This window comes from Alteromonas marina (genome assembly GCF_000808575.1).
GTDB classification, from domain to species: Bacteria; Pseudomonadota; Gammaproteobacteria; order Enterobacterales; family Alteromonadaceae; genus Alteromonas; species Alteromonas marina_A.
In genome coordinates this window covers 227954-241664 of record NZ_JWLW01000023.1, presented here as the reverse complement: position 1 = coordinate 241664, position 13711 = coordinate 227954, and the positions used below count along the sequence as shown (strand labels likewise).

Genomic DNA, 13711 nt, shown 5'->3' with positions numbered 1-13711 from the left:
ACTTAATTAGCAGCCAATACTCGCCTATTGAAAACAAAAAAGCCTGCGCTTTTGTCAGTCGCAGGCTTTGTTCGTGAGCACGAAAAAGCGCTTCAGCAGTGTACTTTATTCCACCGTAACCGACTTCGCCAAGTTACGCGGCTGGTCAACGTCGGTGCCCTTAATTAGCGCTACGTAGTAGCTCAATAACTGTAACGGCAAGGTATAGATGATAGGTGCAATTGGCTCGTCGCAGTGCGGTACGTCAATAACACGCATGGTTTCATCACCTTCAAACGCCGCATCCTTATCCGCAAATACATACATAATACCGCCACGAGCACGTACTTCTTCAACGTTCGACTTTAGCTTCTCGAGGAGTTCGTTGTTAGGTGCAACCACAATAACGGGCATTTCGTCATCAATAAGTGCAAGTGGGCCGTGTTTCAATTCACCAGACGCATACGCTTCCGCATGAATATAAGAAATCTCTTTAAGCTTAAGCGCTCCTTCCATGGCAATAGGGTATTGATCGCCACGACCTAGGAACAAGCTGTGGTTCTTATCTGCAAATTCTTCAGCTAAATCTTCAATGCCACCAGTTATCGCTAAGGTCTCTTCAAGCTTTGCAGGTAGACTGTGAAGCGCAGATACAATAGCTTTGCTGTCAGCGTCTGTCATGCAGTTTTCTTTGCCCAGTGCTAGGGTAAGCATTAAGAACGCAGTGAGCTGAGTAGTGAAAGCTTTGGTAGACGCAACGCCAATTTCCGCGCCAGCGCGGGTCATAAATGCAAGGTCTGACTCGCGTACTAATGACGAACCCTGAACGTTACAGATAGTCAAACTAGACATATAGCCCAGCTCTTTGGCTAAGCGAAGGGCAGCTAACGTATCGGCTGTCTCACCTGATTGAGAGATAGTAATAAGCAGGCTGTTTGGATGCACCACTGACTTGCGGTAACGGAACTCTGATGCAATCTCTACGTTGCACGACACATTTGCATATTGCTCTAGCCAGTAGCGCGCCGTCATACCCGCATGGTAGCTGGTACCACAGGCAATAATTTGTACATGCTGTACTTTTTTGAATATCTCGTCAGCACCTTTACCAAATATGTCTGCGGTAAGTCCGTTTTCGTCAATACGATCTTTAAGCGCATTACGCACAACGGTTGGCTGCTCGTGAATTTCCTTAAGCATATAGTGGCGGTAACCCGCTTTGTCACCCGCGTCGTGCTCGATATTCGACTCAATCACTTCTCGTTCAACAGCATTGCCGTCTTTATCGAAGATTTTAACGTCGCGACGAGTAATCTCTGCCACATCGCCTTCTTCTAAAAAGATAAATCGGCGTGTCACTGGCAATAATGCCATTTGGTCCGAAGCAATAAAGTTCTCGCCAAGCCCTAAACCAATGACTAGCGGGCTGCCCGAACGTGCAACGACCACGCGGCTTGGGTCTTCTTTATCCATGATAACGGTGCCATACGCACCGTGGAAGGTTTTAACGGCACTTTGCACAGCGTCTAGTAAAGTCTTACCTGACTTAAGCTCTTCGTGTACGGTGTGAGCAATAGTTTCTGTGTCGGTGTCGCTGGTAAAGGTATAGCCCTGCTCTTTTAGCTGTGCTTTTAAGTTAACATAGTTTTCAATAATACCGTTGTGAACAACAGCTACACGTTCAGTTGAAAAGTGTGGGTGCGCATTCGCTTCAGTCACACCACCGTGCGTTGCCCAACGGGTATGAGCAATTCCAGTTGTGCCAAGTGCTTCACCTTCTGCAACCGCATCAGCAAGCTCTTGTACTTTGCCTGTACGGCGAATACGTGTAAGCGTGCCGTCGCCTTGCAGTAGCGCTACGCCAGCTGAATCATAGCCGCGATACTCTAGCCTTTTTAAACCTTCTAATAGGATTTCAACTACGTTTCGCTCAGCTACAGCGCCAACTATTCCACACATAACTATTCTCCACTCGGCGCTGCAATAAGTACTGTCACGCCCTGATTTTCAATATTAAGTTTGTCTTGTTCACAAATGCCTTCATCAGTGATCAAAACAGAAATGTTTTTCCAGCTTAGCTCTAAGTTAGGCATTTTATGCGTTAATTTCTTTGAGCTGGCTACTATCACCACCTTGCTCGCCGCTACAGCCATGGCGCGGGTTACACCAATAAGCTCGTTAAAGGTGGTGGTGCCTCTGTTGACATCTATGCCCGCGGCACCAATAAACGCAATGTCAAAACTATAGGCACTAACCAACTGTTCAGCCATAGCGCCTTGAAACGACTGAGATTGGGCATCCCATGTGCCCCCTACCATTAACACCGTCGGCTCTTTTTCACTTTGAGTAAGGTAATTGGCGGTTGATAACGTGTTGGTCATTACCACTAAATCATCGATATGGGATAAATGGGGCAAGATGGATGCGGTGGTAGACCCGCAGTCTATAACGAGCTTATTGCCTGGTTTAACCAAGCTCGCTGCAAGTTGGCCTATAGCGTTAATTGCTGGGCTAGTAGTTGAATTCGTGGAAGGGTCATTGGTAATAAATTGAGATGGCCCAGCATTTGAGTTGGTAGATGATGGTACAGGCACTGCGCCACCAAACTGTCGAATCAGTAAACCTTGCTGCGAAAGGGCTGCGAGATCTTTTCTAATGGTGACTTCAGACGTAGCAAAACGCACAGCCAAATCTTCAACTTGTGATTGACCATGCTCTTTCACCCACGCCACTATCTGCTGGCGGCGCTGTTCAACTGATTTACTACTTTTCAATATAACCTCATGCTCTTGCTGCCTTCTCGCTAAACCTTCCTGTACGCCTTGTTCCAATTGAGAACAAGCCATGAAAAGTCTGCAAAACAGTCCGCAAACACATCTTCAACATTCAACCATAACTTTCAAAACGAAAGATATTAGTTTTAAAGTGAAAGTATCGTAAGTTAAATTGAAACGACGATCAAGGTAATTGTTTAATTAAACGCCAGCGATTTCTTTTGAGCACTCGCTTTTATGGCTAGCTCAATGACTTTGATAACAGGTACGACCGTACTTGCGTCAGCCGGCGAGAATTTACCGTCTTCAATAGCGTGAGCAAGGCGATTGAAAAACGTGAGATATTCACCCTTCAATGTTGTCACCGTCTCTTCAACTAGCTGGCCGCTTTCATTGACCACAGCTAGCACGCCATGCTCGTTATCTTTTGTAATCGCCCAGTGTTCATCATCAAAGGATAGCTCTCCACGCAATTGATCTTCTTGCGGATCTAAATAGAACTTTCGAAAGCTGCCTTTTGTGCCTTGCAAGTCGTAGCGCAATGTTGCTCCTCCCTGAAAGGCTGAACTACCTAGTTTTACAACTTTATCAACATAGTGAAGAGTTACATCGAACGTGTCGTCTGACTGCCCATTTTCACGCAAGGCCTGTATGTTTGCCGACACTTCTTCCGGCTCGCCGAAAAGCTGTAGCGCTTGGTCGATTAAGTGGGGACCCAAATCCCAGAAGATACCGCTTCCTGGCCCTGCATTTTCACGCCACCTGTCTCGTGGTACCGGGCGAAATCGATCGAAGCGGCTTTCCAAACGTTTAATGTCGCCAAGTTTTCCATCGTTAATTAGCTGCTTAATCGTAAGAAAATCGCCATCAAAACGTCTGTTGTGATAAACACAAAGCTGTTTATTTTGAGAATGTGCAAGCTCTACTAAAGCTTCTGCTTCTTCACTATCTAATGTAAATGGCTTTTCTACCAATACGTGACAACTGTGCTCTAATGCCAGTTTCGCCTGTGGCCCATGAAGGTGATTTGGGGTTGTAATAACCACCAAGTCTACATCGTGAATTTTAAGCGCTTCTTCCAACGAGCCATACACTTCAGCATGGGGTAAAACTGCGTTAACCACATCAGGTTTTGAAGAGATAACCACATCGACAGAGAACTGCGGTAGATAATTTAGAAATGGCAAATGAAAGGTTGTGGCGGAAAATCCAAAGCCAACCAGAAGGGTAGATATCATCGCATATCCTTATTTAAAAAGAATCAAGAGGTAAGTAAACACACACTATCAGTAATGATAGATAGGGGAAACCTCAGATGGTTCATTATTTAGAAGACAGATAGCTGAATGAGTTGCGTTTACAGCGACACAGTGGACGTTAATTCAAGCCCTCTGATTTTGTCATCTTTCTGACTGGGCGATATTTTGATAGGACTAAAGAAGAAACTGGGCTAGCTAATCACTATTTGTGTTTGCCAGCCCTATCTCATCATATAACCCGTTAGCGAGCTTTAATTAGGGTACGTCTTTATTTTTTGGTCGGGCGCGGCCAATTTGGAATATTGCGCTGCTTACCGCGGGCAACGGCTAGCGCGTCTTCGTCTACGGTTGACGTGATCACGGAACCAGCACCTACCGTAGCCCCTTTGCCAATGTTTACAGGCGCGACAAGCGACGAGTTTGAGCCGATAAAGGCATTTTCGCCGATGACGGTTTTGGACTTGTTCACACCGTCGTAGTTACAGGTAATTGTGCCTGCGCCAATGTTCGCTTTAGCACCCACTTCAGCGTCGCCAAGGTAGGTTAAGTGATTCGCTTTGGCGCCTTCACCTAAAATAGCCTTCTTCATTTCAACGAAGTTACCCACTTTGGCATTTTTCTGCATTACTGCACCAGGGCGCAACCTTGCGTAAGGCCCAACTGTGCAAGCTTCACCTACACTGGCTTCTTCAATAATAGAATTAGCTTCAATTACAGCGTTATCGGCAATAGTACAGTTGCGCAGAATACAGTTTGCACCAATGTTGACGTTGCTACCAAGCGTAACCTTACCTTCAATAATAACGTTAACGTCGATAATGACGTCGTTACCGGTTTCAAGCTGACCACGTAGGTCAAAGCGAGCGGGGTCCAGCAAGGTTACGCCATTGGTCATTAGCTCTTCGGCTTGGCGACGCTGAAGCGCGCGTTCTAGGTTAGCTAGCTGCAAACGATTATTAACGCCTTCCACTTCTACCGCAGCCTGTGGCTGTGCAGACTGAATTCGCTTGCCTTCGGCCGCTGCCATGGCAATAACGTCGGTAAGATAATACTCGCCTTGCGCGTTATCATTGCTTAACTCACCCAACCAGCGCTTAAGATCAGCGCCAGACATCATCATCATGCCAGTGTTAATTTCTTTGATTTCACGCTGAGCATCAGTGGCGTCTTTGTGCTCGACTATCGCGGTAATATTGTCATTTTCGCGAATAATGCGGCCCATACCTGTGGGGTCGTCTAAATTTACAGTGAGCAGTGCTAAATCACAGCTTTCCTTTGCTGCTTTTAATGCACTTAGTGTTTCTTCGCGAATAAGTGGTGCGTCGCCAACAAGTACAAGCACGTCTTCATCATCTTTAATGTGGGGTGCAGCTTGTTGAACAGCGTGGCCTGTACCTAACTGTTCGGCCTGTAAGCACCAGTTTAGATTGTCTTCAACAACCGTTGCCTTTAGCTGGTCGCCGCCATGGCCGTAGACCAAATGAATATTGTCAGCACCCAGTGATTTTACTGTGTTGATAATGCGCTGCACCATAGGCACACCAGCTACTTTGTGTAATACCTTCGGTAACGACGATTTCATACGGGTACCTTTACCCGCTGCTAATACAACCACTGAGAAAGCCATATAATTCCTTTATTTCGCAAAGAGAATGAAAATCGGAGCATAGTGTAACCAAGGCCCAACAAGATGTCAGCGATTGATTCACCCCGAGGTCTGACCGGACGACTTCACATTGCGCTTTTGCTCTTCGTTATTTAGTCTAAGTTAAAAGAAACCGCCTAGTAGTTCATTATTGCAACAGGTATACTCAACACTTAGGTTAGGTTCAGTCAGGCAAGGGAGCATGCGCAGTCTGTGAACACATTTCGTACACTACATAGAAGTATTCTGGTGTTATTTGCGGTAGTGGTTATCGCTATTGTGACACTGGTTCATTTCAGTATTTCAAAAATCGTTGCCGAACAAAGTCGCGCACAGCAGCAGTCACTGTCGCCTGCAATATCGCTTATCGTCGAGCAACTTCTTAAGCCTCTACATATTTCTGAAGCATTAGGGCATTCCACTGAGTTGGTAGACTTGATGGATGGAGAAACAATTGATCAAGATGCTGTTTTTAAGACATTGGATCGCCTTGAAAATGAGTTTGGGTTGTCTTTCTTTATTGCCAGCGAGGCAGACAGAAAACAGTATAATTCTGATGGCAGCATAATTAACCTGATTGAAGGGGAAGTAAGCTGGTATTTCAAGTACAAGGACTACCCTATCGATGCCGTTGCCGATATTGGTAAATGGGAAGACACCCATTTCTATATTGATATAAAGATCCACGATGAAGATGGCCGCTTCTTGGGATTCTTTGGTGTTGGAAAAAGCCTGCGCAGCTTTATCGAAGTGTTCGATACCTACAAACAAGAATACGGCTATGACTTCTTATTCGTGGATAGTGAAGGCGATATTATGTTGTCTTCAGATCCAAGTCTTATCGCCTCTTACTCAGAATTCACCAACTTGTCCGAGTTGCCTTGGTACGCGAGTTTGCCAGTGACAATTCAAAGCGAGCAGGCGCTGAATAACAAGCTGGTCACTATTGACCAAAAAGACTTTCTGATTGCGGAAGTTAAGCTGAATCAATTTGGTTGGACTGTGTTTCTTTTAAGTCCGCTTGAAGACCGCCAAGCAGAGATTTCTCAAGCGTTTATTTTTAGCGTGGTAACGCTGCTGGTTGTTGTCTTCTCGCTGTTCTTACTTATCTACAATCTACTGTACTATTTCAGAAAAGATATGCAGCCAGACTTGGTGGTACGTCACAGCAACCGACTTCCTGAAAAAGATAACTTGCAGCTTATTTATAAAACGCTGTTAGCCGAGCACAAATCACTCAGCGTAATGTTGCTAAGCGTTGACGAATTTTCAGATATTGTAGATGCCCACGGCCGTAATGCGGGAGATGACATTCTTGATAAAGTGGTCTCTTACTTAGCTGAACATATGCGCGACCAGGATATATTGGGTAGATGGAGTAGCGCAGAGTTTATAATCTTGTTGCCACACACGGGCCCCCATGTAGCCTTTGATATGGCGCAAAACCTTCGACATGGCATAGCTACACTTTCACCATTGCAAGAGTTACCGGAAATTGTGATTACCGCTTCTATTGGTATTTCTTACACTGCGTCACCGCGCGCTATGCACGAAGTAACAGCGCACGCGGAAGACGCGCTTTATCAAGCCAAGCGCGACGGCAGCAATTTAGTAAGAATGCAGCTGATAGACTAGCCCTAGTTCAAGCTAATCTAAGCAGGTTTAATTTTGAGGCGTTTTCTTTTGAGAACGCCTGTGGTTAACGCCACACCGAATAAAATCATTAAACCACCCACAATGGTTTGAATTGATAAGTGCTCTTGCAAGAACAGTACACCCCAAATAATGCCAAATAGTGGTACTAAGTAAGCTACGGTAATGGCTTTGGCTGGGCCGATGTCAGCTATGAGTTTGAAATACAAGATATACGCTATGCCCGTGCCACCGACAGCCAGCGCTACCGCGTTAACCCACGCATTTACGCTTGGCATAGTGGCGGGCAGAGTTGCAAGGGCGAAAGGTGCCAGCATTACGCTTGCCATGGCCTGACTACCTGTAGCGACAACCAGAGGTTTAACCCCCTGCAACCATTTCTTCATCATACACGCCGCTATGCCGTAGCCAGTGGTGGCCAATAATGCAGTCAAAATAGGAAGAAAACTAATATCGCCCTCGCCGAGCTTTTGCTGACTAATAACGGTTACGCCTACAAAGCCTACAAAAAGCCCCGCTACTGCTGACTTTGTTAGTTTGTCACCTAACCACAGCCAAGCGACAATGGCGCCAAACATAGGAGCCGTGGCATTTAAAATGGCATTCACCCCTGCCTCTAAATGTAGGCTGCTGTAATTAAACAGGACGAAAGGCACCGCAGTGTTAGCCATGCCCACTAGCGCAATGGCCAACCAGTGTCGCTTTATGTCTTTAACCGACCCTCGTATTAACAGCAATGGTAGCAATACCGCTGTAGCAAGCACGGTACGAATGGCTACTAATACATAGATGCCAAATTCTGGTGCGGCAACACGCATGAAAATAAATGAACCGCCCCAGATACCGGCTAACACCAGCAGCGCGATAATGTCTCTTATTGCCATTCTTTTATCACCATTTTCTTATCACCCATTCTTTTATAGCCCCAGCACCCCCTGGGCTCCTTCTAAATTAAGTAAATACTGCTTACGCGGTAAACCACCTGCGTAGCCCGTTAGGGTTTTATTACTTCCGATTATACGATGGCAAGGTACAACAATAGCAATAGGGTTACGACCATTTGCCATACCCACGGCGCGGACAGCTTTTGGGTTGCCAATGGCTTTTGCGATATCTAAATAGCTGGCCGTTTCGCCGTATTTAACTTGCTGCAAGGCATCCCACACCTGGTTCTGAAACGCCGTACCTTTAGGGCAAAGCGGTAGGTCAAACTCGCGTAATGTACCGTCAAAGTATGCCTGTAATTGACTGCACGCTGCTTCGGTGATGGCGTTTTTTTGCGAATGAAAGCCGTTGCTTAGCACGCGTTCTTGCGCTGCAGTTTCTCTGCCTATACCACCCTGCCTCGCGTTGGCCGTATTACCTGATTCAGCGGCACTCACGAACTCGATAGCCGTTATGCCTTTATCAGAGGCTTCAACTTTAACAAGCCCCTGTATGCTGTTCACGAAATCTGTATATTTCATACTTACGACTCTCTTTACTGATTGCTTAACTGCCACAATTGAAGGGTTAAATAACTGCGCCAAGGTGCCGCTTTTTCGGGCGCTACGGGGTACTGCTGCGCCATTTTACGAACGATTAAATCACCGCCAAGGTAGACGTCAGGATTTCTCTCCCCCCGCATTTTTAAATAGTCGAGCGTCCACGGGCCCACGCCTTTAATGGCGAGTATGTCTTCGTGGCTTGGCATGTTGCCGTTTATGAATAAACGAGCAAAATGACGTACGGCCTCTTTTCTCGCCTGTGGCATACGTAAGAATTCAAGACTGTTTTCGGCCACACTTTCAGGCGAGGGAAAGCTGTAGCGTTCACTCGTTTTAGATTCAAGACCGTTTGACGGGAGCGCATCAGAGACCGTTTCGCCCAGCTGATGTACCAGTAAAGTCACCTGGCTAATAGCCGCTTTTACACTAACTTGCTGGCCTACAATAGCTCGGCAGCCGCTTTCAAATACGTTCCATGCACTGGGAAGGCGTAGCCCAGGCGTTAACTTGCTCGGCGGTAACCCAGATTGCAATAGGCTTTGTTCAATTAAAAGCGGGTCAGCGTGAAGATCTAGTACCTGCTTTATGTTCTCAATTATCGTATGAAGACGACCTAAATCAGGCATGTCGATGACAAGTTTGAATCCGTGGCGCGCCTCGTCGTGAATGGCTTTAAAAAAGCCTAAACTTTCATTGCATGAAAAGTATCGCTCATAGCTCTCGTCCGTTACTCGTTCCATTCCTTCAATAGCGCGAGTTGCCAAGAAATCTCGTACATAGGGCCAATTGTACGGCGGCCGATATGAAAGAAATAAAGAGATAGCCTTTTGTTGAACCGGCTCTTTTTTTCTAAGCTGGGTAGGAGACGTAGCGCAATATTGCTCTATGGCCCGCTGCAGTTGTCTCAGTGATTGATAGCCAGCCGTAATTGCGATATCTGTCATAGATAAATGAGTTTGTTGAATAAGCTGCTTTGCAAACAAAGTGCGCTGCATATTTTGAAACTGCTTAGGCGGGATGCCCACAGCATTGACGACCAACTTATTTAGGTAACGCTCACTAATACCTAACCGCATAGCAATATCTGCAACCCGCTCAATGGGAATAACAGATAGCAGCGTCAACGCTCGGTTAATCGTTGCGCCCACGCCTTTCCACGCCGCTGAACGAGGTGCACTGTCAGGTCTGCAGCGAAAACATGGACGATAACCATGTGCCATTGCCTGTGTGGCGTGTTGAAAGTAAGTAACATTCTCTTCTTTAGGAAGTCGCGCTGGACAGATTGGCCTACAAAAAATACCGGTTGTTTTTACCGCCACAAAAAATCGTCCGTCAAAGCGCGGATCTCTGCTAAGTCTTGCTTTTGAAAGCACTGACTCAGCAGTTGTCGAGTTTTCTGAAGCCCCCATGTCTGAGACAAAAAGATTGTCTGGCATTAGAATGCGCTTCCCACCTGTCGTTTATCACCTTTATCTAGTGTATCGTGCATTGGCCCTGTTGGTGCGACAAAATCAGAACTCAATAATTACAAATCTTGCTAGTCGAATGTTTCTTCTCTTCTTGCATATTCTTACAACGGTTCGCATACCGTTAGAATAAATCACATCATTGAAAAGATAGTGAGTAAAATTAGCGACATTTGATCATTGAAGCGGCTAAACGCATAATAATGCGATAATAATAATGAGCGCCTGATGGATGTATCAGAAAACCACAGGCTTAACGAGCTGACTGTATGCTGAACTCTTTGCGCACCTTCAAGCTGCGCCTGTCTAAAATTTGGCTGATAGCGATGCTAATGGTCATTACACAAAGCGCTTTTGCGGATTGGCTTGATGACTATGCTAGTTACGTTCAAAAGGAAGCCTCAAAATACAACGTGCCTGGTTATGCGTTTGTGTTTTATGAACAGGGCAAAGCGCCAAGGGTTTACGTATATGGAAGTACCCGTAAACGCGGCGGAGAGAAAGTTACAGAGAACACAGTATTCAGGCTAGCTTCTGTTTCAAAAACCTTTACTGCGTTGTTGTCAGCTAAACTTGTAGAAAAAAACCAGCTTAGCTGGGAAACGCCGATAACCACCTTATTACCCGACATTCCTTTTAAAGGCAAAGGAATGAATGCGCTGCAACTGCAACATATCGTTGGCCAATCTAGTGGCTTTATGCCCAACGCTTACGACAACCTTATTGAAGCTGACTACTCGCTGGAGCGCGTGCTTAAATCCCTGGGCGAGCTTGAACCACTGTGTGCGCCGGGTGAATGCTATACCTATCAAAATGCACTTTTTGGCGCGTTGGAATACTACTTCAGCAACAATAATACCTCTTACTCACGACAGCTTCAGGCCAACCTGTTTGCACCACTAGGTATGAAAACAGCCAGTGTTGGAAAAGGCGGATTGCTTGCATCAGAATCATGGGCTCAACCTCATATTGCTATCGCCAGAAATAAATGGCGCGAAGGAAAGGTAGAAAGCAACTACTACCGGTTCTCTCCAGCTGCTGGCGTTAACGCTAGCATTTCAGATATGACGATTTATCTGCAAGCGCTGCTAGGCGAGTTCCCCACGGTCATATCCGATGAAATGGTGGACTATGTTACTACAGAGCGCGTGAAGACGAAGCGTGAAACCTACCGCAGAGGTTGGCGCGGCATGATTGACGATGCTCACTATGGTTTGGGTTGGCGTATTTACGACTTAAATGGATTACAGCTTAACTATCATGGGGGTTGGGTAAAAGGCTACCGTGCTGACGTAGCGTTTATGCCTGAGAAAAAAGTAGGCTATGTGATGCTGATGAACGCTGAGTCGAATATGATTAATTCGACAACAGCCGAACTTTGGAAGCGCTTTTTGAAAAAAGCCGACGCAGCTAAGTAATAGCTAAATCGGCTCTTTGGGCCTGTACCAATAAACCACAAGCCCGTTGCTTTATATTGCGGCTTACTGTTTAAGGTAAGTGTAACCCGCTAAACAGTTTTCATAAAAGTCAGTCCAGCGAACCCCTTCACGAGGGTTCAATTTTCCGTCCCACACTTGCTTGTCTATCAAGCGTTTTACATCTGATGCCATTGCGCGCGGGTTATACTGCATAACGTTAAGTACATCTTCTACCGATGAGCCCTTCACCACTTCTTCAATGTAAAAGTCTTCAGGATCGTCGTCATAGCTGTAAATATGCACTTCATTTAAGCGACCAAACAAGTTATGCATGTCGCCCATAACGTCTTGATAAGCGCCCGTTAAGAACAAACCAATGTAGTACGGCTCATCTTTCTTAAGTGGGTGCATTGGCAGTACGTCAGTAATTTCACGGCCAATAGTGAACTGATCAATTTTACCGTCGCTATCACAGGTGATATCTACCAGCGAGCAATTAACCGTTGGCTCTTCATTCATACGAATAAGAGGCACTACCGGCAGCAGCTGGTCGATGGCCCATGTATCAGCAGCCGACTGGAATACAGAGAAGTTACAAAGATACTGAGACGACAAACTGTAATCTAGCTCTTGAAGTTCTTCTGGAACATATTCTTCGTTGCGATACCACTGCTGTAAGCGACCCATAATTTGCCAGTACAGCGTTTCGATTTTGCCCAGCTCTTCAAGTGACAACACGCGTAATTTAAATGCATCTAGCGCCTGTTCTTTATACTGAGACGCGTCGTTGTAAATTTCATGCATGTTCGTTTGTTCATCAAACGTGTCTGCAAGTTCGCGCATATTCTTAAGGAAGAAGTGTTCACCCGCTTTTGCTGATGTATCCATTTGCGACGCATTCGACTTAATTTCGCCCACAATTTCCGTGATAACACAGCTGTGATGCGCAGTGATTGCACGTCCACTTTCACTAACCAGATGCGGATGCGGTACGCCTTCAAGGTCGCACATTTCCTTCATGCCATAGACAACGTCAGCAACATACTCTTGCATGCTGTAGTTACGCGACGATTCATTAGTTGAATTACTGCCGTCGTAATCGATACCAAGGCCACCACCTACATCAACATAATCTAGCTCGAAGCCCATTTTGTGAAGGTCTGCGTAAATACGCGCGCCTTCGGTTACCGCTTCTTTAACCGCACGAATGTCTGTTAATTGGCTACCAATATGGAAATGCAGCAGCTTTAAGCAGTGCGCCATGCCTTGCTCTTCAAGGTAGCGGGCTGCGTTAATGATCTCAGTAATGGTTAAACCGAATTTCGCACGTTCACCACCAGAGCTTTCCCACTTACCACGACCTTTCACCGTCATTTTTGAGCGCACACCAATGATAGGATCGATATCCAGCTCTTTGGCTATTTTTACCAGAAGAAGAAGCTCGGTGTATTTTTCAACTACTACCACAACGCGGCGACCCAGCTTTCTTCCTAACAGCGCAAGACGCATAACTTCGTCGTCTTTATAACCATTTAGGATAGTCAGAGACTCTTCGTTAGTATTCATGGCAAGCACAGTCAGAAGCTCGGCTTTTGACCCCGCTTCTAAGCCATAGTTAAATGACTTGCCCGCATCGACAATTTCCTCAACGACTTCGCGCATTTGGTTTACTTTTACCGGATACACACCTTGGTATTGACCTTGGTATTCGGCTTCTTCGATGGAGCTTCTAAATGCTTTGTTCAAGCCTGCAACTTGCGAGCGCAGAATATCGTGGAAGCGCACAACAACAGGAAACTGTACGCCTTCTTTGCGGATATCTTCAATTACCGAATTAAAGTCGATTCGAATGCTAGGATCTTCAGGAACAGGGGTAATATGGACGTTGCCGTTTTCACCAATTTGAAAATAGCCGCCACCCCATTGAGACACGCCATAGACGCGCTCCGCTTCTTCGATGCTCCAATCTGACAATTTATTCACCTATTTGTAAGTGGGCTAGGCCAATACCTAGCATAGAAAGTGCGAAA

The 13711-nt window shown here is 45.9% G+C and carries 10 protein-coding genes; 2 read left to right on the top strand and 8 right to left on the bottom strand.

The annotated features are described in order from the left end of the window. Positions 1 to 105: 105 nt before the first annotated feature. The 4 genes from glmS to glmU all read right to left on the bottom strand — a co-directional run bounded on the left by glmS (position 106) and on the right by glmU (position 5639). The gene (gene glmS, locus RJ41_RS13315; protein ID WP_039221617.1) at positions 106 to 1938 is read right to left on the bottom strand and encodes a glutamine--fructose-6-phosphate transaminase (isomerizing); all 1833 of its coding nucleotides are present in this window, start codon (positions 1936 to 1938) and stop codon (positions 106 to 108) included. Between the two features lie 2 nt (positions 1939 to 1940). After that, positions 1941 to 2753 (bottom strand): DeoR/GlpR family DNA-binding transcription regulator, encoded by an 813-nt coding sequence (locus RJ41_RS13310; protein ID WP_039221926.1) that lies wholly within the window; start codon positions 2751 to 2753, stop codon positions 1941 to 1943. 197 nt (positions 2754 to 2950) lie between these two features. Next, positions 2951 to 3991, bottom strand: coding sequence for a Gfo/Idh/MocA family oxidoreductase (locus RJ41_RS13305; protein WP_039221615.1), 1041 nt, complete (start codon positions 3989 to 3991; stop codon positions 2951 to 2953). Between the two features lie 289 nt (positions 3992 to 4280). After that, positions 4281 to 5639 (bottom strand): bifunctional UDP-N-acetylglucosamine diphosphorylase/glucosamine-1-phosphate N-acetyltransferase GlmU, encoded by a 1359-nt coding sequence (gene glmU, locus RJ41_RS13300; protein WP_039221614.1) that lies wholly within the window; start codon positions 5637 to 5639, stop codon positions 4281 to 4283. Positions 5640 to 5870: 231 nt separating this feature from the next. On the opposite strand from glmU, the gene RJ41_RS13295 reads away from it, so the two are divergent. After that, entirely contained in the window at positions 5871 to 7292 is a 1422-nt protein-coding gene (locus RJ41_RS13295) for a sensor domain-containing diguanylate cyclase (RefSeq protein ID WP_039221613.1), read from the top strand. Between the two features lie 17 nt (positions 7293 to 7309). Here RJ41_RS13295 and RJ41_RS13290 read toward each other — a convergent pair whose 3' ends face one another. Genes RJ41_RS13290 through RJ41_RS13280 form a run of 3 tightly spaced genes read right to left on the bottom strand, consistent with a single transcriptional unit; the run spans position 7310 to position 10233 of the window. After that, positions 7310 to 8194, bottom strand: a complete 885-nt coding sequence (locus RJ41_RS13290) for a DMT family transporter (protein ID WP_039221610.1) — start codon at positions 8192 to 8194, stop codon at positions 7310 to 7312. A gap of 33 nt (positions 8195 to 8227) precedes the next feature. Continuing rightward, positions 8228 to 8776 carry a methylated-DNA--[protein]-cysteine S-methyltransferase gene (locus RJ41_RS13285; protein WP_039221607.1) on the bottom strand — a complete coding sequence of 183 codons (549 nt, stop codon included), beginning with the start codon at positions 8774 to 8776 and terminating at the stop codon, positions 8228 to 8230. Positions 8777 to 8790: 14 nt separating this feature from the next. Further along, complete coding sequence (locus RJ41_RS13280; protein ID WP_052235470.1) at positions 8791 to 10233, bottom strand: DNA-3-methyladenine glycosylase 2 family protein; 1443 nt, start codon at positions 10231 to 10233, stop codon at positions 8791 to 8793. Positions 10234 to 10532: 299 nt separating this feature from the next. Here RJ41_RS13280 and RJ41_RS13275 point away from each other — a divergent pair, with 299 nt between their 5' ends. Beyond that, on the top strand, positions 10533 to 11681 hold the full coding sequence (locus RJ41_RS13275) for a serine hydrolase domain-containing protein (protein WP_039221605.1): 1149 nt from the start codon (positions 10533 to 10535) through the stop codon (positions 11679 to 11681). Positions 11682 to 11744: 63 nt separating this feature from the next. Here the strand turns inward: RJ41_RS13275 and speA are convergent, their stop codons facing one another. Next, positions 11745 to 13655: a biosynthetic arginine decarboxylase gene (gene speA / locus RJ41_RS13270; RefSeq protein ID WP_084081875.1), complete on the bottom strand. Its 1911-nt coding sequence runs from the start codon at positions 13653 to 13655 to the stop codon at positions 11745 to 11747. Between the last annotated feature and the right edge of the window lie 56 nt (positions 13656 to 13711).

Excerpts from the sequence above, each read along its gene's own strand:
- RJ41_RS13275 (WP_039221605.1), top strand. The coding sequence starts at position 10,533 with ATGCTGAACTCTTTGCGCACCTTCAAGCTGCGCCTGTCTAAAATTTGG.
- RJ41_RS13280 (WP_052235470.1), bottom strand. The coding sequence starts at position 10,233 with ATGCCAGACAATCTTTTTGTCTCAGACATGGGGGCTTCAGAAAACTCG.
- RJ41_RS13290 (WP_039221610.1), bottom strand. The coding sequence starts at position 8,194 with ATGGCAATAAGAGACATTATCGCGCTGCTGGTGTTAGCCGGTATCTGG.
- RJ41_RS13305 (WP_039221615.1), bottom strand. The coding sequence starts at position 3,991 with ATGATATCTACCCTTCTGGTTGGCTTTGGATTTTCCGCCACAACCTTT.
- RJ41_RS13285 (WP_039221607.1), bottom strand. The coding sequence starts at position 8,776 with ATGAAATATACAGATTTCGTGAACAGCATACAGGGGCTTGTTAAAGTT.
- glmS (WP_039221617.1), bottom strand. The coding sequence starts at position 1,938 with ATGTGTGGAATAGTTGGCGCTGTAGCTGAGCGAAACGTAGTTGAAATC.
- glmU (WP_039221614.1), bottom strand. The coding sequence starts at position 5,639 with ATGGCTTTCTCAGTGGTTGTATTAGCAGCGGGTAAAGGTACCCGTATG.